At 38.5% G+C, this 19,062-nt stretch carries 16 protein-coding genes; 6 read left to right on the top strand and 10 right to left on the bottom strand.

Annotated elements, in window-relative coordinates; genetic code table 11:
- Positions 1-283: 283 nt before the first annotated feature.
- The 6 genes from LIS78_RS11895 to recQ all read right to left on the bottom strand — a co-directional run bounded on the left by LIS78_RS11895 (position 284) and on the right by recQ (position 10,840).
- Entirely contained in the window at positions 284-2,896 is a 2,613-nt protein-coding gene (locus tag LIS78_RS11895; protein ID WP_252285223.1) for a helicase-related protein, read from the bottom strand.
- Between the two features lie 204 nt (positions 2,897-3,100).
- Positions 3,101-4,462, bottom strand: coding sequence for a purine-cytosine permease family protein (locus LIS78_RS11890; RefSeq protein ID WP_252285222.1), 1,362 nt, complete (start codon positions 4,460-4,462; stop codon positions 3,101-3,103).
- Positions 4,463-4,482: 20 nt separating this feature from the next.
- Entirely contained in the window at positions 4,483-5,931 is a 1,449-nt protein-coding gene (locus LIS78_RS11885; protein WP_252285220.1) for an aldehyde dehydrogenase family protein, read from the bottom strand.
- Between the two features lie 82 nt (positions 5,932-6,013).
- Positions 6,014-6,997: an agmatinase gene (speB, locus tag LIS78_RS11880; protein WP_252285219.1), complete on the bottom strand. Its 984-nt coding sequence runs from the start codon at positions 6,995-6,997 to the stop codon at positions 6,014-6,016.
- A 217-nt stretch (positions 6,998-7,214) separates the two neighbouring features.
- A complete protein-coding gene (locus tag LIS78_RS11875) occupies positions 7,215-8,591 on the bottom strand; it encodes a sigma-54 interaction domain-containing protein (protein WP_252285218.1) in 1,377 nt (458 codons plus the stop codon).
- A gap of 113 nt (positions 8,592-8,704) precedes the next feature.
- Positions 8,705-10,840 carry a DNA helicase RecQ gene (recQ, locus tag LIS78_RS11870; RefSeq protein ID WP_252285217.1) on the bottom strand — a complete coding sequence of 712 codons (2,136 nt, stop codon included), beginning with the start codon at positions 10,838-10,840 and terminating at the stop codon, positions 8,705-8,707.
- Positions 10,841-11,110: 270 nt separating this feature from the next.
- On the opposite strand from recQ, the gene LIS78_RS11865 reads away from it, so the two are divergent.
- The 5 genes from LIS78_RS11865 (at position 11,111) to LIS78_RS11845 (ending at position 13,757) form a co-directional block, all read left to right on the top strand.
- Complete coding sequence (locus LIS78_RS11865) at positions 11,111-11,530, top strand: hypothetical protein (RefSeq protein WP_195780122.1); 420 nt, start codon at positions 11,111-11,113, stop codon at positions 11,528-11,530.
- 339 nt (positions 11,531-11,869) lie between these two features.
- Positions 11,870-12,196 carry a YflT domain-containing protein gene (locus tag LIS78_RS11860; RefSeq protein ID WP_013056955.1) on the top strand — a complete coding sequence of 109 codons (327 nt, stop codon included), beginning with the start codon at positions 11,870-11,872 and terminating at the stop codon, positions 12,194-12,196.
- 120 nt (positions 12,197-12,316) lie between these two features.
- Complete coding sequence (locus LIS78_RS11855) at positions 12,317-12,574, top strand: hypothetical protein (protein WP_057243686.1); 258 nt, start codon at positions 12,317-12,319, stop codon at positions 12,572-12,574.
- 273 nt (positions 12,575-12,847) lie between these two features.
- Positions 12,848-13,396, top strand: coding sequence for a DUF3231 family protein (locus LIS78_RS11850; RefSeq protein WP_195694053.1), 549 nt, complete (start codon positions 12,848-12,850; stop codon positions 13,394-13,396).
- 67 nt (positions 13,397-13,463) lie between these two features.
- Positions 13,464-13,757, top strand: coding sequence for a hypothetical protein (locus tag LIS78_RS11845; protein WP_209151643.1), 294 nt, complete (start codon positions 13,464-13,466; stop codon positions 13,755-13,757).
- A 25-nt stretch (positions 13,758-13,782) separates the two neighbouring features.
- Here LIS78_RS11845 and LIS78_RS11840 read toward each other — a convergent pair whose 3' ends face one another.
- Positions 13,783-15,960: an FUSC family protein gene (locus LIS78_RS11840; protein WP_252285215.1), complete on the bottom strand. Its 2,178-nt coding sequence runs from the start codon at positions 15,958-15,960 to the stop codon at positions 13,783-13,785.
- A 188-nt stretch (positions 15,961-16,148) separates the two neighbouring features.
- A complete protein-coding gene (locus LIS78_RS11835) occupies positions 16,149-16,964 on the bottom strand; it encodes a hypothetical protein (protein WP_116072403.1) in 816 nt (271 codons plus the stop codon).
- A 178-nt stretch (positions 16,965-17,142) separates the two neighbouring features.
- On the opposite strand from LIS78_RS11835, the gene LIS78_RS11830 reads away from it, so the two are divergent.
- Positions 17,143-18,081 carry a VanW family protein gene (locus LIS78_RS11830; RefSeq protein ID WP_195780126.1) on the top strand — a complete coding sequence of 313 codons (939 nt, stop codon included), beginning with the start codon at positions 17,143-17,145 and terminating at the stop codon, positions 18,079-18,081.
- A gap of 81 nt (positions 18,082-18,162) precedes the next feature.
- On the opposite strand, the gene LIS78_RS11825 is transcribed toward LIS78_RS11830, so the two are convergent.
- Together LIS78_RS11825 and LIS78_RS11820 are read right to left on the bottom strand one after the other, a co-directional pair.
- Entirely contained in the window at positions 18,163-18,282 is a 120-nt protein-coding gene (locus LIS78_RS11825) for a YjcZ family sporulation protein (RefSeq protein ID WP_098627187.1), read from the bottom strand.
- Positions 18,283-18,474: 192 nt separating this feature from the next.
- Positions 18,475-18,987: a GNAT family N-acetyltransferase gene (locus LIS78_RS11820; RefSeq protein WP_195780127.1), complete on the bottom strand. Its 513-nt coding sequence runs from the start codon at positions 18,985-18,987 to the stop codon at positions 18,475-18,477.
- Positions 18,988-19,062 lie beyond the last annotated feature (75 nt).

Raw genomic sequence — 19,062 nt, 5'->3', positions numbered from 1 at the left:
GGGATACATGAGCTGGTAGGGATCGCTTGTTCCACCACTATTGATTTCCGTGCAAGGCTTCACTTTCTGCGGGCGGCCGTTGAGCCTCCTCGTCGCTTACGCTTTTCCCCCAGGAGTCTTCGCCTTGCCCTCCAATCAACAGCTAGAAGCAACTAAACACATGAAAGCTACCTTCACAATGAAAAAAGCCGAACGAATTGGATTCTCAATCGAGAATCGAACTCGTTCGGACCTTCCTTTAACTAACATACGTTTGTGCAAGCCTCTTTTTTATCACTACATCTTAGTAATTAAAATCGTCGTCCCCATATCTTCTGCGGAATCTTTTATGAAAACACGAATCGCATATCGCATGATCATGGTTCCAAGGAAGTTCTTTAGAACATGTACTGCACGTTCTTTTAAATTTTTTCATATCTTTTCTTAATACGTTATGAATTTTATCTGTAAGCTCTTCTCGGACACGCTCCCAGTAAATAGCCTCTGGCCTTCTGTCCATTCGATATAGAAATAAAAGATGCAGGCCAATTGCTTTATAAGACAGCTCTAATTTTTCTAGTGAACCTTCTATCATCCTTGGTTCAGGTAACTCTTCTCTGTTAACAATCGCATTCATGCTGGCAACCCATTGCTTTTTCAAAGAGCTTTCTTTGGCTGAAAAAGGCAGCTGCAAGTAGCCATATAAATCAACAATTGGCATTTTCGCTTCAATCAGCGTGTCTTTCACTTCCTCATAAAGCTCACGTTCTTGTGACAAATTTGATTTTTGTGTCCCTTTTGGATTTTTAAATTTAGCCCACATGTCAAAAAACGTTCCGAGGTCATGATGATATTCTTTAAATCTTCTTAGCATATCTGAAGTAGGCGCAATTGAAAATTTGCTGATTTGCTCGTCTGTTGAAAATAACAGTTCTCTCATTTGCTTTGCATCTTTAGCGAATGCAACTTCTCCAACATTGTAGAGGCCCTTCCTTCCAGCACGACCTGCAATCTGCTTTAACTCTTGAGAAGTCAGCAATCTCCTCTTTTGCCCGTCAAATTTCATGTTTTCTAAAAGGACAATTCGTCTAATTGGAAGATTTAACCCCATTCCAATCGCATCTGTAGACACAATGACATTTGTGTCTCTATTAATGAACTGCTCAATTTGTTTTCTTCTCGTTTCAGGCGGCATACTTCCATAAATCACGCTAACTTTGTGACCATCTTTTTCTAGCTTAGCCGCTGTCTGGAGCACTTTCTTACGCGAGAAAACAATTAAAGCATCTGCGGGTTTTACTTGTTCAATTTTGAACTTTCGAAGATCTACTTTTAAGGGTATATCTCTTTCATACTCATGAATTTCTGAGATAACACCGTCAAGCATCTCTTCTAACATACTTCGAATGCTTAAACTCCCGATAACATGAACTTGTTTGGCATTAGCTCGTGTGATGGCTTTATACCATGAAAACCCTCGGTCTCTGTCTTGAATCATCTGTGCTTCATCAATGACTGTTACATCACCACGTTCTAATTCACTAAACATCTCTACGGTACCGGCCATATGCTGAGCATCTTCAACAATTTTTTCTTCTTCACCTGTTTTTAACGAACAAGGGACTCCTTCTTTGTTCAGCTTTTCAAAAACTTCTAAAGCTAACAAGCGAAGCGGCGCTAAGTAATTACCCGAAGCAGCTTTTTTTAATGACTTTAATGCCGTATACGTTTTTCCTGTGTTTGTATCACCGAGATGAAGGATGTATTCCGTTTCTTTTCTTGGGTCCATTTCGTATTCTGCACCAAAAATATAATTTAACTGTCGCTGCTCTTCTTCGATAAGCTTTTTCTTTTCCTCAAGTTCACGTTCTTGTTGTAATCGTCTTTCTTCCAGCTGCTGTGTGTATCTCACTTGATGCTCTTCAATCGTTAAGTTGTGATCTGAAACTTCTAGCACATCGGAAAGCTTTTCTTCTACGAGCATTCTTTTATATTCATAGACCAAATCCGATAAATTACTTCTAAGTGCTTTTATAATATCCATTCGTGTTATCGAAGTATTTGTATAGGATTCATACTCTTCTTTAAATGAAGCAGGAAGGTCATCCATAATCATAGTTGGAATGATTTCATAAATCTTATCGGTGATAAATACCTCGTATACATCTTCATATGTTTCAAACAAGATAATCGTTGAGTATCTGTCTAATTCTGAGCTTACGCCGCCGGTGAGCTCTTGAAAAAAGTCATTAACCGTTTCATAATCATGACGTGTTAAATCGCCGTTTGCTATTAATTCATCTTCAAGCTCAGTATGCGGCGCATAGTTTTCAATATACTTTGAGTTTGTTTTAATATCTTTTGACAGCTGATGTGAAAGCTGTTCTCTTATATGTAGGTAATACAGATCTTTGTTTAATTCCAAGATAGGAGCTGCTTCTAAGTTTAACTGTAATTGATATCTGGCTTTTCGATCATTAATACTTTGCTGTCTTTCTTTCTCTTTTCTTTCTTCTTCTTTTTCGGCGAATCCAGCCCTTGCTTCCTCGTATAGTGATAGCCACTCCGCTTTATTGCCCTTTCCGTATTGCTCTTCTAACCAAGAAAAAGCATCAAACTCTATACCTTTTCTCGTTTCTTTAGCAAATAACTTATCTATAGCTTGAGGGTTATACCCTTTTACCTCAAAGCCTTTCTCTGTTAAATAAGACTTTCTGCTTTTTTTAGATACAGAAGAAACAACCGTTTTTCTCCACGTATTCCCCCAGGCCTTTTTAATAAAAGAGTGCCTGTCCGTTAAATAAGTCTCTAAATCCGGACATTCGTCTTGTTCACCTAATACGCTTTTTATATCCTGTAGTAATGTATGCTTAGTTTTTTCAATGGCCCTGCTTTGAATAGCCTCTAATTCGAGCATAAAATTCTCCTTTGGAAAGTTTTCCTACATTTATTATAGGAAAGACCCCTTATAGAATCAAATGCATTGTTATCACTAAACTGCCTCATTCAACACAAAAAGCTCCTTCAAATAGGAGCTTTTTGATGATGGTGTTTTTCAATGAGCGCCAATACTGATTAAAAACATTATTTTTTAGATAATTCAGTCTATTTTAAGTATACGTCAAGCATTTTTGTCGATTCCCTTTGAATAAGGGATTGAAAGCTGTGAAAGTTTGGTTAGCGATACATGCAAAACACCTGTAAATAAAAAAGCTAAGATTGTTGCGCCTGTGGCTAGCGGGTGAACGTACGTAAAATAGTAGGCAAATACAGCCCCCACTATGTATGATACATACACATGAAGGTTAAAACCTTTTGTATACCAGTACAGTTTATTTTGTTTTTCTAAAATAGCTGAAACGTCATAGTGCTTTCGGCGAATGATATAATAATCAACAAGAACAATCGCAATAATAGGAATAAATAATACGCCGATCATAAGCAAAAAGCTTTGAAAATTTGTCATTAACCACTCTTTTAATAAAGAACCTAGGACTGTGACAACTCCCATGGTTAGTGCCGGTATCCAGAACCTCTGCTTTGGAAAAATTGATAAGTAAGACATCGTCGCGCTATACAGTACCATTACGTTCGTAGACAGTACTGATAAAAAAATTACGATGGCAGCTACTAACCCTAACAGCGGGCTATATGCGCCAATTAAATTTACCGGGTCATACGTTTGCGTCATATTTCCGAGAATTGAAAAGCCAGAAACCGTTGCGCCTAGCCCCATCGCAATTAAAGTCGCGACGTTATATCCTAAATAAGTTCCCGCAATTCCCGTTTTTTCAGATTTACAGTTTCGGTTATAATCACAAACAATGGGAATCCATGTAAAAGCTGTAGCTACTACAATATCAAAGGCTAACATTCCTGTAATGCCAGGATTTTCGCTTGCTTTCATTTGAATTAATTTTGCTGCATCAAATTCGATAAACAAATAGCTAAACACAACGGTTGCTAGAATGACCATAAGCGTAGCTACTAATTTTTCCGTTGCTTCAATGCCTTTATGTCCGTATATAGAAATAGCTACGACCAACACTTGAGTAAGAATTGTAAATAGATTGATATTGCTGTAACCGGTCAAAAAAGTAATGGCATGATTTAAACTTAGCCCTGCCATGTAGGCTTGAATCCATGCCCAGCCGATTAATGTAATAAGATTAACAGCAGCAGGAAGCATAGCTCCTCTTTGTCCAAAGGCAGGTCTCATCAAAACCATGGTTGGAAGACCGGTTCGAGTTCCGATATTCCCCATCAACACGAGCGGTATGGCACCAACTAAAGAGCCAAGCACAATAATAAATAATGCCTTTAAAAATGTCATATCAGGTACAAACAGCATTCCGGTAAAAACGGTCGTTACTACCACATTGGCTCCTATCCACATGGAAAATGTAGAGAAGAAGCCCATAGTTCTTTTATTCATTGCAATCGGCTGCACATCATCATGGGCGAGACCACTTTTTATTGTCATTCCTATTCCACCTTTCACTTTTATTGATACCAATTGGCTCGAGCTAGCTTGGAATTTGTATTCACATGTTTTGTTTCAGTAAAAGCAGCTAATCCTGATGGACCTAACTCCCGACCAATGCCGCTTTCTTTAAAACCGCCCCACGCCGTTTCAATATGAGGCGTATGGTAGCCGTTGATCCAAATCGTTCCCGCTTGAAGATGTTCAGCAACTCGCTCTGCTTTCATTAAATCATTCGTTAAAATTCCTGCAGCTAAACCAAATCTCGTACCGTTGGCAAGTGCTATGGCTTCTTCTTCACTTGAAAAAGATTGAACGGTAATGACCGGGCCAAATATTTCTTCTTGGACGACTTTCATATGCTGCTCCACATCGACGAGCACAGCCGGCTTTATATAGTTTCCACCTTCGCAGTCGATTAACGTTCCTCCTGTTAATAAATTCGCGCCTTCTTTTTGACCTAGCTTGATAAAATCCCGTATTTTATTCAGATGCTCCTTGCTAATAACCGGACCCATCTCCGTTTCTTCTCTTAAGGGGTTACCAATTTTTATAGCAGCAACAGCCTCCGTAAGCACAGAAAGAAACAAGTTATAAATAGATTCATGTACGAGTATACGCGACGAAGCTACACACACTTGTCCTTGGTTAAAAAACGAGCCAAACATTGTCCAGTCTACTGCAATATCAATTTCGCTGTCTTCAAAAATAAGAAGCGGAGATTTCCCTCCCAGTTCAAGCGAAACTCTTTTCATCTCTTTTGCGCACTGCTGATAAATACGTTTGCCTGTTTCTGATCCTCCTGTAAAAGAGACTTTGGCTACGTCTTTATGTTCAACGAGCGCACTTCCCACTTCACCGTCTCCCGTAAGTAAATTAAACACGCCTTCTGGTATACCAGCTTTTTCACATAATGAAGCTAACTTTAAAAAAGAAAGTGGCGTTAATTCTGAAGGCTTAAACACCACCGTGTTTCCAGCTGCTAATGCAGGAGCCAGCTTCCACATGCCAAGCAGCAAAGGGAAATTCCAAGGAACAATTAGCGCACATACGCCGATAGGTTCTTGAATGATTTTACTGTTTGTATCGTCGAACATGTCCTTTGTCCACGGCTGATTTTCTTCTATTAAATTTGCGTAATATCTTAAACAATTAATCGTATCTTCAATATCTAACTGCGCTTCTTTTATCGGTTTGCCTGTATTTAATGTTTCTGTTTCAGCGAATATACTCGCTTCTTTTTCTAATAAATTTGCTAGTTTCTTAAGCACCTCTACACGCAGTGACTTATTTTTCTTCCATTCACTCTGCTCAAAAGCCTGCTTTGCTTTACCTACCGCTTCCTCTACTTGTTGAAGCGACGAATCAAACACTTCCGCTATGATCTTATTGGTCGCTGGATTGATAATTTCTCTTTTTAATGTTTTTTCTTGTTTCTTATCTATTTTTACATTTACTTGCCCGTTCATAGTCAAACACTCCCTATAGAGAACTCTTATATAAAAGTGGGAAGATAATAGTACCTTCCCACCTTTACCGTCTTGTTTATATTCAATCGCGTGCTTTCACTAACAGCGCTTCTTCTTCTTTTGCTTTTTTTCTTAACGCAATAAGCGTAATAAATTCATAGACAATATTAGCGGCCGCGGCCGCTGTAATTTGTCCATGGTCATAAGCTGGCAGTACTTCTACTAAATCAAAACCGACAAAATCAATATTTGTTAAGCCACGAACGAATTGAAGCGCATCTTCAATACTTGCACCCGATACTTCAGGTGTTCCCGTTCCCGGTGCATAAACTGGATCTAAAAAGTCAATGTCAAACGATAAAAACACAGGTCCTTCCCTTACACGCTCATGAATAATATCTAGCATTCTTTCAACGCCCAGTTTTTTATATTCATTTGTCGTATACAGAGCTAAGCCTAAGTTCTTTGCATCTTCTAAATCTTCAATTCCGTACAGACCGCCTCGCATACCGATTTGAATCGAGCGCGATACGTCGATTAACCCTTCTTCAATTGCTCGTCTGAATACCGTACCGTGATTGTATTTTTGTTCAAAATAACTATCCCACGTATCAGAATGAGCATCAAACTGTAAAAGCGCTACCGGTCCGTGCTTTTTCGCGATTGCACGAAGTTCACCAAGCGTCATCGAATGATCACCGCCCAGTGAAATCGGAATAATTCCTTCATTAACAACCGGCGCTAGCCCTTCTTCAATTTTTTTATACGTTTCTAAAATATACCCGGGAACCACTGCCAAATCACCGTAGTCCACGCCTGAAATGTAATCAAAAATATTAATCTTTTGTTCTGGGTTATACGGGCGAAGCAAAATGGAGAAATCTCGAATAGCTTCCGGCCCAAAACGTGCTCCTGTTCGAAAAGATTGACCTGAATCAAAGGGAATACCCGTCACAATAAAATCCATTTCTGAATTTACTTGTTCTACATACGGAAGTCTCATAAATGTTCGAGGTCCGCAAAAACGCGGAGATTCAAATGAATTTTTCGGCTGATACTTTGGCATGATTTATTCCTCCTAATGGGTTTTACTCATTAGCGCCGTATCATCATCTTAGATACTGACGCTTTTTATTTAGATATTTTTTATTAATGCAAAATGCATGCCAATTTTTATCACCCTATTTCGTGCAATTATGGACGATTTTTAATTCATAATAGAATCAAAACAAAAAAACTGATTCAGTATTGAATCATTTAATTCATTTTGAATTAAAACCTCATTATTTTATATTGTACTTTCGTAAACGCCTTACAACCGTAGGCTGACTGACTCCTAATGCATCTGCCATTTCATACGTTGTTTGACACTGTCGATAAGCACGAACAAGCCAGTTTTTCTCCACTTCTGCAAGTGCTTGCTGAAGCGTCATTCCCTGAGAGGTTAACGTATCAAGAGTCTCCCATTCTTCTTTTTCACTTTTGATCTTTTCTGCATAAAACGGCAGGTCTTTAGGCGAGATGCTGTTTTCATCTGTTGTTAACACCAGGCGTTCAATTGTATTTTCAAGCTCGCGCACATTTCCAGACCACTGATGTTCAACCAATTGATTTAATGCTTCTGCATGAAAAAATTTCTTCATTTTATATTTTTTATTTTGTTTATGTAACACATGATAAAGCAGTGCCGCGATGTCTTCTTTTCGCTCGCGAAGCGGAGGAATTGTAATCGGAATAACGTGTAGCCGATAAAATAAATCTTCGCGAAATGTTCCTTTTTTGACCATTTCCTCAAGCGGCTGATTTGTTGCTACAATCAGCCTGAAGTTTACGTGTTTGGCTCGTTCACTTCCAATTTTGGTGACTGTTTTTTCTTGCAGCACTTTTAACAGCTTCACTTGCATATCAAGAGGGAGCTCTCCTATTTCATCTAAAAAAAGCGTACCGTTATGTGCTAATTCAAACTTTCCTATTTTCCCTTTTGTACTTGCACCTGTAAAAGATCCTGCTTCATATCCAAACATTTCAGATTCAAACAAACTAGATGGAATGGCTCCGCAGTTGATTTCAATAAACGGCTCTTCTTTTCGTTCACTTCCATAGTGTAAAGCACGGGCAAAAGCCGTTTTACCAACACCCGATTCACCTAGCAACACAACTGTTGCATCACTGTCTGCCACGCGATTAATAATGGACCATACCTTTTTCATCGATTGACTTCGTATGACCATATCATTCGACTGCCGTTCCCGAAGCTCTTCCATTTCTAGCTGATATGTTTTCATTTTCACTTCGAGCTGCTGATAATTTTCTTTTAAGCGCTGAAGCTCTGTTAAATCATGTGAAAAGCTGATTACTCTTTTCATACACTGATGTTTATCGTACACGGGAATACCGGTTGCCATTACAACTTTGCCCGTTTCTGTTTTTTGCATCAGCTGTACTTCTTTCTTTTTCTTTAACACTTCAATCGTAACGGAAGGTGAAAATATCCCGCGGTCTTGCAATTCGTATACGGTTTCTCCGACTAACTCTGACACGTCATACCCGTATATATCACGGCAGTTTTGACTCGCTCGTAAAATACACCCTTTTTCATCAGTGATGACGATATTGTCGTTAGAAGCATGCAAAATAGCTTCAAGCTCTCGTTCAATCATCTCAGTGCAGTACTCCTTTTTTTAATCTGATTTTTCAAACATTTATATCTTTTATTTTATCAGTAAACTCGCTTATTCAACACAAAAAGCTCCTTATAATAGGAGCTTTTTGTTTAAGAAAGTTGCTTCATTTTTTGTTTATACAGCGCTACTTTAATCATAAAATAAGTGATGTTTTCAGGTAATTCTTCTTTAATTGGTTTTAACTTTTCATCACCTACTGACGAAGCAGCTTCTAAAATAAGCTGTTCGTCCTCCTCTGAAAGAAAAGGTGACCAGTCAATTTCTTTTTCTTCTTCCGCACATTTAAACAAATGATTTTCAATTGTAATGCGGCTCAATTCACGCTCTGCGGCTATTTCATCTAACGATTTCCCTTGCTGAAATAGCTCATATGTCACCAAATGAGACCCTTCTTTTGATGATGCTCTTGCTTTTTTTGGAGCAGGCGCTGATACTTCTCGCTTTCGATCTGGATGTTTCTCACAAAACTGTTTGATTTCAGTCGTAAATCGTTCTCCGTAACGCTCTTGTTTTTGCTCTCCGACTCCTTTTACAGTGGCGAACTGCTGGAGTGTTACCGGAAGTTTTGCGCACATATCATGAAGAGTATCGTCTGAAAAAATAACAAAAGGAGGCACGCCGGCTTCATCTGCCAGCTGCTTTCGAACGGAACGCAAATGAGCAAACAGCTCGTCATCTTGGACGATTTGCTTCACTTCCATTTGTTCTTTTCTCATCACTTTTTCCGTCCCAAGAAGCGCGCCTTTTCCTTTGGCCGCTACGGATAAGGTAGGAAATGATCCTTGTCCTACTAAAATAAACTGCTCTGAAATCAAATACTCAATAAAATCGCTCACTTCTTTAGCCGACCGGTCGCTCATGACGCCGTACGTTTTCAGTTTATCAAAACCAAAATCAACTACTTTTTTATTCCGAGAACCCGTTAATACTTGAGCAATCATCATTTTACCGAAGCGTTCGCCCATACGAATCATACAAGATAATACTTTTTGCGTATCAACCGTTACGTCTATTTCCACGCGATCATCCGTACAATTGCTGCAGCGGCCGCACTCATGCGCTTCACTTTCTCCAAAATAATGAAGAATATACGCCTGCAAACAGCCTTCTGTATGACAGTAGTTCACCATATTTTGCAGCTTTTCAAGATCTTGAATCTGCTTTTTAGGATTCGACGTTGACTGTTCAATCAAAAAGCGCTGCACGCGAATATCCTGAGGTGAATAAAGCACGATACACTCACTTGGCAGTCCGTCACGACCAGCACGTCCTGCTTCTTGATAATAGCTTTCCATATTTTTCGGAAGCTGATAGTGAAGAACAAAGCGAATATTGGATTTATCGATCCCCATTCCGAAGGCAGAGGTAGCCACCATCACCTGCACATCATCTTGCAGAAAGCGGTTCTGCTCTTCATCACGGCTGTTTGCGCTCATGCCGGCATGATATTTCGATACGTTAATTCCTGACTTTTGCAATCTAGCATGAAGCTCTTCAACATCCTTACGCGTAGCGGCATAGATAATGCCTGCTTCTTGGTCATTTTTACGGATATACTGATCGATATAGCTGATTCGATCCTGACCTTTTACCACAGCGAACGATAAATTTTCACGTTCAAACCCAGTCATCACCGTGTACTCTTCATTAATATGAAGAGCTCGGCAAATATCTTCACGCACTTGAGGCGTCGCAGTAGCCGTCAGCCCCATCACAATAGGCGCGTTAGACAGCTTGCTGATTAGTTCATTGATGCGCAAATAACTCGGTCTGAAATCATGACCCCACTGTGAAATACAGTGCGCTTCATCTACCGCTACAAGCGGAATGGGAAGCATTTGAAGCTGTTCTAAAAATTGCGGAGACTCCAGTCGTTCCGGCGCTACATAAAGCAACTTATATTCGCCAAGCGCTACTTCTTCTAAGCGCTGCTGTACCTCTGTGTGCGTCAGTGAGCTGTTGATATACGTAGCCGGAATACCAGCTGCGTTCAGCGTGTCCACTTGGTCTTTCATCAAGGAAATCAACGGAGAAATAACCAGTGTCGTTCCTTCTAATAATAATGAAGGAATTTGATAACAAAGCGATTTCCCTCCCCCTGTTGGCATAATACAAGCGGTATTGTGCCCTTCTAAAACATAACGAATCGACTCTTCCTGTCCTTTTCGAAACGAATCATAGCCAAAATAGGACTGTAAATGTGTTAATGCTTGTTCAAACTGCAAAATAGCGTCCTCCTTTAAAATAAGTAGAAATAGTAGTTGAGGAATCCATTGGAAGAAATTAAGACGTAGAATTTTATTTTATCAAATCTTAAGGGATGTTGCACAGAATTCGTTGATTTAAGGATATAGCAAAAATGATAAGCGAAAAGCCCTCGATTTATAACCCTCTTTCCTATCACAAACAGCCTTTTTATGTATGTCAGGACTCCTTTCCTAAAAATCTTTCCCCATTCCATTCTTTTTTCCTGTATACTTAAGAATAGGAAAGAGGTGCTTATCACGAGACATCCTGTAGAAACGATTTATTATTTAGAGAATCCACAGCGTAATATTTCAACATATGCTTCGACAACGCAGTTAACGGTTGAGTCTGTTGTGAAAGATGTGTTTGGTGTTGCTTGCGTAGCAGATATTAAAATTATGCTTCAATATAATAAAGAATTCCGCAAAAGTATTAGTCAATTACACAATGCATCAGATGATGATCTTATGTTAGAAATGGTTTTTCGAGTTGCTTCAAAAGAAGATTTGCTTCGATTCAAAAAAAGTTTACTTGAAAGTAGTTTAGATGACGGACAAACGTCAATAGACTGTCCATTCAGCGCAACCATTCAATTACAAGATGGTCGATATATATGGAACGAGTCTACTTCTGTTTATGAGAAACAAAAAGAACGTCTTTCATCTTAAATTTCTCTATTTTTATGTATGCAAAAAGCCTAGATCTTAAACAGTTAAGATCTAGGCTTTTTGCAGTTTGTACTATACCTTAAAAGGTCAAAAAAAAAACGATGCAAGAAAAAGGCTGGCTAAAGCCTCTTCCCGCTTATTCTTAGCCAGATTCTCCTTAAAAATAACAGCGCTGCTTCCCCTTCCTCTATGTTAGACTTTTTAACTCAATTTTATGAAATAGGTTTTATCTCTTTCAATAACGTGTATACACAAAACAAGGAGATAAGTTACTTAAACTTCTCTTCATTACTCAACGTATTTGAGAAAGTTGTCTATCATACAAGGAGGTTTTTTGAAATGGTAAATGTAAAAGTAGTTGAAAATGGCGTACAGGCAAAAGATACAATCGAACAATTTTTGCGTGAAGGATTTACAAAAGACGAAGTTTATTTACTTGCACACCATCAAGATCGCTCCGAGGATTTAACAGCTGCAACAAATACAAACAACATTGGTCTTTCTGAACAAGGTGTTTTTGATGCAATTGCGAATGTATTTCGTTCTCGAGGAGACGAGCTTCGTGCCAAAATGCGTTCATTAGGATTATCACAGCCGGAAGCTGAACGCTATGAAGAAGAATTAGATCACGGTAAAGTAATCGTCGTTGCATCAAAAGTTGCTTAATCTAAAAGCCCTACAGCAGGGCTTTTTTATTTTTGTCTTCCTCCCTTCTTACCTTTTCATTAAAGAAGTTATTCATACATATGATTATGAAGATAAGAGTTACTGTGAGGAGTGATATATTTGATTATAGGAATTGAGTACACAAAACGCGTAAAAGATGGGTTGGTCGTTAAAAATATTCCTTACAAGATACACGATAAACCTTGTGATGAAGGCTGCTGTAAAAATGATAAAACGATAGGCGTCAGAGACAAATTAAGGGTTAATTGGCTGTTGAATGTTTTTATGCCTAGCAAAAATATAACGGTATTTGATTATAAATATTGGTCAGAGGAATTAACTTCTTTATGGAGAGAGCATCGGAGAAAAACTATATAATACTCGAGATAAAAATCTCCTTGATGAGCAAGGAGATTTTTTCTATTTACTTCATTTTCTAGCACCAGCATATTTATTATGCATTGCCACAATTTTTATACCTTTAGATGTGATGACAGTAAATGTACTGTCATCATTATAAATTGCTGCATGAGATGCTTTTCCTTCCACTCATAATAATCAATTTTATATGTAACATTTCTTAGCTGTGTTTATCCTTTTCTGCTGAAGGCAATAATGAAGATGCATAAACTATATAAAGGGTGAAAAGTTATGATTAACGTCATTGAGACACTACTTGATTATATAAAGAACTCTTCTACAGATGATTCGCCCCCTCCCCCACATATTGGTGAGGCTATGGGATGCTGGTTATATTTCACTGCTTTAGCGGAAGAAGTACCTGCCTTAGAAACCTGTCTTAATACAACAACCAACAGTGAACTGCTTAAGCTTATTCAAGACTCAAAAAACCTGGCTGAATCTCAGATTGATACATTAAAAAAATTAATGGTTAAAGAAGGAATCCTGCTTCCTGAAATACCGGCTACCAAGCCAAAATCCGACCCTAACAGCATTCCATTAGGAGCAAAAGCAACGGATTCTGAAATTGCTAACTTAATATCTGTAAAAATTGCTTCTAATATCGTCATGTGCAGCACGAATATGGGACAGTCTATTAGAACCGATATTGGATTGATGTGGCTAAAATTCCACACTGAAAAGGTCATATTAGGATCAAAAGTAAAAAGTCTAATGCAGCAAAAAGGCTGGCTTAAAATTCCACCTTATTATTATTCACCTGGAGCACCTCATAACTAATTGAAGTGTTTTAAGGTAAGCAGCATAGATAACCTTACATCTAACACATTTAACGAGGTGCTTGAATATGGATTTCCCTACAATTCATACAAATTTTTGGGACGCAGTCATTGGTGTTCCTGTTGTATTAATCGTGACTCAGCTGATCAAATGGCTTTTCCATCCTAAAAAGCAATATGTTCCGACTATTGCTTTAGCTGTTGGCGTGCTTTTTTTAGTATTTATCAGTCACCCTCATCATATTATTGCCGGATTGTTTATGGGATATTTTTATGGATACGCTGCAATTGGTAGCTATGCCGGTCTTAAAACAACGTGGAGAACGATTAGAAAAGATACGTCTCCTTATTCATCAGACTAAAAACCATCGAAATATTCGCTGGTTTTTAGTCTTCACTACTTATTTCTTCTGCCCCTAGCTCTTTGGCTAAGTGAACAACCGATTGGTTGATTTTCCATACGTAATAAATGTTATGCAGCAGCTGAAGATGCTGTAAATTTCTTGATTGAACGGACGTATCAAAATAATCTAAAGATTGTTCAACCTTTTGTCTTACATCTTCAAGCGTGTATACATACGTTCCTCTTTCTCCACGTAACGCTTTTTCAAGCTGAGTGAAGTTGCTTGCCACTTTCTCTTCCACTTCCTTTACTACGCCATGAAATTCTGCTTCCTTATAAAAAGCCTCGTTTCTAGTAGAAGAAGCTACCAAATGCTTGGCGTAATAATTAATGGCGGTAAAAACGGTCAAAAATTGCTGAAGACGTGAACGGCCAACGAAGCCCTTGATAATAGGATCTGAATCGACATGAAGCTGTTTTAGCTTTTTTTCTAATTCCATTCCTTTATCAGCTAAATTGGCAAACGCATACTGATTCGTAAAACGGTGCAAATAAGTGTGAACAAATTCTTTTAAAGCCGCTACGTATTCTACTGAGGTGTCGGTTATCTTATCTCTTGTTCTTTTAGGAAACACAAGAGCAGATACGGCTAACCCAATTCCAACTCCTACAACTGTATCTAATACGCGAGCTAGTAATAAACTCTCTGAAATACCCCCAAGAAGCATGTCATACATAAAGGCCAGCATCATCGTAATCCAAAAGCTCATAAACGAATACGTAATAGGAAAGAAATAAAAAGCCATAAACACACAGATAAAAAGCAGCGTTATTTCAAGTATCCCGGGTGAGACAAAACTTGCTACAACAAAGCCAACAGCTGCTCCTAAAAGCGTTCCTACGCTTCGCTGCACGGCTTTTACAAACGTACTTCCTATCGTTTCTGTACCAAGAAGCACTAAATAGCCTGCTAACAGCGCCCAATATTGATGCGATGGAGATAAAAAAGAGCCAAATATTAATGTCGCAACAGCAGTGATGACCGCTTGAATAGACTTTTTCGTAGATGGTTTTAATCCTTTTTCTTCATGATTATCCTCTTCGTCTTCTTTTTCTTCCGCTTCTTTCTGAGGCTGTTTTTCTTGTTTCACAATTGCTTGCTGCAGCTCATAGGCTTCATCAATCACGTGATTTGATATCGTTTCGATACGGCGGATTAAGTAAAGCCAATCTTTATACCTTTTGTCTTGAGGTTCGAGTTCACTTAATTTTTGGCGCAGCTCTTGCAGATGCTGAGCTGCATCCGTTAAGGAATGAGTAGGATTTTCATTTAATACTTCTGCTTCGCGAATCGATTCCACTAGCTTTAACAGCAGCTGCTGAATATCAAAATGATTAAATGCCTTTAATTCACTGAGCTTTCGAATCGCCGGGGAATATGTCTGCAGCAGCATAACTGTATCAAATACATAAAGGCGCATTTGTTCAGCTGTTACACCAGGCCATATGTCGTGGGGATCTGTATTTCCAAGCTCTTCTGATACTACACGGGCATACTCCGCTAGTTTTTTAATATTGCGGTTATATTGTTTGATTTGAGCCGGTTCAATTCTTTTCTTTTGAATTAACTCAATAATTAAATCAAGCACCAAATTCACTTGAATATGAAATGATTTCATTGAAGACCTCAGCACGTTGGCAGGTCGGTCTTTAAAGATAACAAAATTATAGATAAATGCACAGCATGCTCCTACTACAACGCCAGCTAACAGCCACGGCAGCTGAGAAAATGTGACGTGTAAAATAGAAGCAAAATAAAACGACATAAATGCTACCATCGACAGGGAAAAATAGCGAATACCAAATTTCTGTAAATAAAAAGACAAAAACACCAACAGAACAAGAAAAATATTTTCCGCTTGTCCATATCGTGATAAAAACGAGCCAATTCCGAGAGAAACGGCGCTGGAAAATGCTACTAAGCCTGTTGTCACTTTTTTTGCTTTTGTTGTTTCATCATTCACAACCAATATACCCATCAGGCCGATTACGCCTGCTAAAATAGCAGCGGTAATTTGTGAGCTTCCCGCTGCTTTTAATACGACCAGCATAATAACGACCGCTGTAATTACGCTGATCGTAGCTTTAGAAGCCGTTTTGAGCCTTTTTCGTCCAGGGTCTGCAGCAACTAAGCGGCTAAACCAATATGAAAAAATAAACACCCTCTCCTTTCGTGCTGTAGAGTTCTTTGTAGAAAGAGTAATATTATTACTTATACCCTTTTTTATTCTTTTCTATCGTATGTAAGCGCGTTTTCCCACTATAACATTGCGAAGGACTAAAGAGCTAAACAAATGCTTAAAAACACATCTGCTTTTTGTCAGATGTGTTTTTAAGCATTAATCAGTACTTACAATGTAAGAGAAGAAATTTCCCACCCGTTTGTTAACGGATTTCTCTTTAAAGTAAAAACCATCGTGGTCTTTTGAGCCCCTTTATCTTCGTAATAGATAAGGCAATCTACGGCGATTTTCTCTTTTGTTTTATACTTTTTTGCATGAAATAAGTCCGTTTTATAATAAATAGTGGAGATACTATGCAGTTTTGCCCATAGCTTATGCTCTTGCTTCACGCGCAAAACCGGCTGCATTAAGGCATCGTCATCTTGCTTTAATCCTGTTAAAAACATATTTACGACTTCTGCCGGCTCAGCTTTTAATGCATATTCATCAAGCTTTCCTCCTGCTTTTAATACCATTAACTGATGACCTGGATCCACATTTTGAGACTTGTGAGTCGTACTTCCTGCAAAATGAATGCAAAAATGACCGGGGAACCCATTGTCAAGCGCACCGGCTCCGTGAGGCATTCCGTTCATGGAAGCTGCAAGCATTTGGCCTTTAAACGGAATAAGAACAGCTCTTCGGTTCCAGCTCCATTTCCCATTATATAAGTGCTTCATTACTTTCGTATCTTGACGTGTAAGCGGCTGAACATCTGCATGGTGTGAGCCTGCTCTTCGCTGCACATAAAAGTAAAAACCGGTTTCTACATCGATAACTTTAAATTTTTCCCCCTTTGGCAGTAAGTTTTCTACACGTTTCCACTTTAATACTTTTCCTGTGTCACTTACTGGAAAGTACGTAAGGTTTTCTTCTGCTTTCATCTTTTGGGGATGCACAAAAAAACTAATAAGCATAAAGACTAAAATCATTAATTTTGTCATTGTCTACCCTCATTACCTTGTAGTTTCTCTATGTAATATGCGAAAGTACACATACAATTATAAATAGAAATTTTTACACGCTCGGATCATGGAAAATAATACAAAAAAGAGCTTATGAATCCTATACATTAAACGGTTCATTTTATTCATACTAACAGGTGAAAGCGAGGTATATGATATGAATTTCACTTGGATGGTTGGACTTTTAATGCTCATTCAACCTCTTTCTACACAAGACCACCTATCTATTACTCATGACGGTAAACCAATTGAACGGATTGAACGGGACAAAGTGGCAGTGCCTCTTCTTCCTGTACCTATGGTTGATCATGATCGATACAATCTTCTTCTAAAAGAATTGGATAAAAAAACATATAGAGAGCCCATAAATGCCCGCATTGATAAAAGCGGACAAATTGTTCCTGAGCAAGCGGGTGTCAAACTATATCATAAAGATTTTGCGGAGAAATTTTATACTTATTTTTTTAACGGCGGTACGTCAACATTAGAAATCCCGACGCTTCCTGTTCCGCCTCGCGTGGATAAGGAACTGCTTGCAACGATTCGCATTAAGCAAATCGGTCATTATCATACGCTATTTAACCCTCATAATAAAAATCGATCTCATAATATTTCTCTTGCGGCTGAATCACTAGACAGTAGCGTCATATTTCCTGGGGAAGTTTTCTCTTTTAATCAAACCGTTGGAAAAAGAACAGCAGCAAAAGGGTATATGCGTGCGCCAATCATTGTAAAAGGAGAGTATTCTGAAGGAGTTGGAGGAGGAATTTGCCAAGTTTCTTCTACCTTATTTAACGCCGTTGATAACGCTGGCGTAACAATTACGCAGCGTTACTCACACAGCCGCAGCGTTTCCTACGTACCTCCTGGACGAGACGCTACCGTCAGCTGGTATGGACCTGACTTTCATTTTAAAAATACGTATAGTGATCCTTTGTTGATTCGAGCGCAGGTACACGGAGGAGTCGTAAGCGTGGCCGTTTACTCTACTGATGCGATTGAATATAAGCCTCGCCGCGTGCCTTGGGCTTCTATTGATCAATTGCCGAAAGAGAAAAAAATTGAATCGCATGTTCATAATGAGCCTGCTGATTAATCATTTCTTCCTATTTTTTACATTTTATAATGGACATGAAAAAAGCCTAAAGAAATTTCTTTAGGCTTTTCAGTCATATAATTAGCAGCCGTAGCCACCATAACCACCGCTATAACAACTACATCCGATAATTACTAATAGGATAAATAATACAACTAATAAAGCGAAACCAGAACCGAATCCACATCCAGCATTAGACATACAAGCACTCCCTTTCAACGTGATTTTCTGTTGCTAAAACAAAGAAGGTTCAAACATGGGGTGTTTCTCATGGATAGGTTATTGTATGTCTGCCTAGACCTTTTGGTTTGCTGTTCTGCTCATTTTTTAAAAATCGGGCTTGTTTTCGTCTTTACAACTTGCAAAATGTAAAATATTCCATGAAAGCAAAGCTCATTTCCACTCTTTCTTTAAAATCGCGTAATAATATTCATCCCACCATCCTTTTTCAGTTGGAATACATTTTTTGAAATACCCTTCTCTTCTCATCCCAACCTTCTCCATAATCCGATAAGAAGGCGTATTCTCGGGTTGACAAGTAGCAATAATCCGATGTAGTTTCATTGTGTTAAATCCGTAGTCCATTACTGCTTTTGCCGCTTCTGAAGCGTATCCTTTCTGATGATATTTAGAATTAAAGATCCAGCCGATTTCATAAGTATGGTCACCAAAATAGGTAAAAAAGACGATATGACCAATTATGACTTTTTCATTTTTTAATATAACTGGAAAATTTTTATCGTTTCCTTTCATATTTTCATTTACAAATTTCTTCGCATCATCCTTACTAAAAACACCTTCTGGTATGTACTTCATGACATTAGCATCAGATGTGTATTCGTAGACATCTTGCCAATCTTCATATTTGAATTTGCGTATTAGTAATCTGTTAGTCTCAATGTTCATATGATTCTCCCCTATTTCAAAGCTATCTTTCTATACGCTTGTTTCGATAGTGAAGATATAAAAACCTCTTTGCAC

Source organism: Priestia megaterium (assembly GCF_023824195.1).
GTDB classification, from domain to species: Bacteria; Bacillota; Bacilli; order Bacillales; family Bacillaceae_H; genus Priestia; species Priestia megaterium_D.
This window is presented reverse-complemented; position numbering and strand designations above follow the sequence as displayed.

What these genes read in the sequence shown, in the direction of transcription:
- LIS78_RS11895 (WP_252285223.1), bottom strand. Translation starts at nt 2,896, where the DNA reads ATGCTCGAATTAGAGGCTATTCAAAGCAGGGCCATTGAAAAAACTAAG.
- LIS78_RS11890 (WP_252285222.1), bottom strand. Translation starts at nt 4,462, where the DNA reads ATGACAATAAAAAGTGGTCTCGCCCATGATGATGTGCAGCCGATTGCA.
- LIS78_RS11885 (WP_252285220.1), bottom strand. Translation starts at nt 5,931, where the DNA reads ATGAACGGGCAAGTAAATGTAAAAATAGATAAGAAACAAGAAAAAACA.
- speB (WP_252285219.1), bottom strand. Translation starts at nt 6,997, where the DNA reads ATGCCAAAGTATCAGCCGAAAAATTCATTTGAATCTCCGCGTTTTTGC.
- LIS78_RS11875 (WP_252285218.1), bottom strand. Translation starts at nt 8,591, where the DNA reads ATGATTGAACGAGAGCTTGAAGCTATTTTGCATGCTTCTAACGACAAT.
- LIS78_RS11860 (WP_013056955.1), top strand. Translation starts at nt 11,870, where the DNA reads ATGGTAAATGTAAAAGTAGTTGAAAATGGCGTACAGGCAAAAGATACA.
- LIS78_RS11850 (WP_195694053.1), top strand. Translation starts at nt 12,848, where the DNA reads ATGATTAACGTCATTGAGACACTACTTGATTATATAAAGAACTCTTCT.
- LIS78_RS11845 (WP_209151643.1), top strand. Translation starts at nt 13,464, where the DNA reads ATGGATTTCCCTACAATTCATACAAATTTTTGGGACGCAGTCATTGGT.
- LIS78_RS11835 (WP_116072403.1), bottom strand. Translation starts at nt 16,964, where the DNA reads ATGACAAAATTAATGATTTTAGTCTTTATGCTTATTAGTTTTTTTGTG.
- LIS78_RS11830 (WP_195780126.1), top strand. Translation starts at nt 17,143, where the DNA reads ATGAATTTCACTTGGATGGTTGGACTTTTAATGCTCATTCAACCTCTT.
- LIS78_RS11825 (WP_098627187.1), bottom strand. Translation starts at nt 18,282, where the DNA reads ATGTCTAATGCTGGATGTGGATTCGGTTCTGGTTTCGCTTTATTAGTT.
- LIS78_RS11820 (WP_195780127.1), bottom strand. Translation starts at nt 18,987, where the DNA reads ATGAACATTGAGACTAACAGATTACTAATACGCAAATTCAAATATGAA.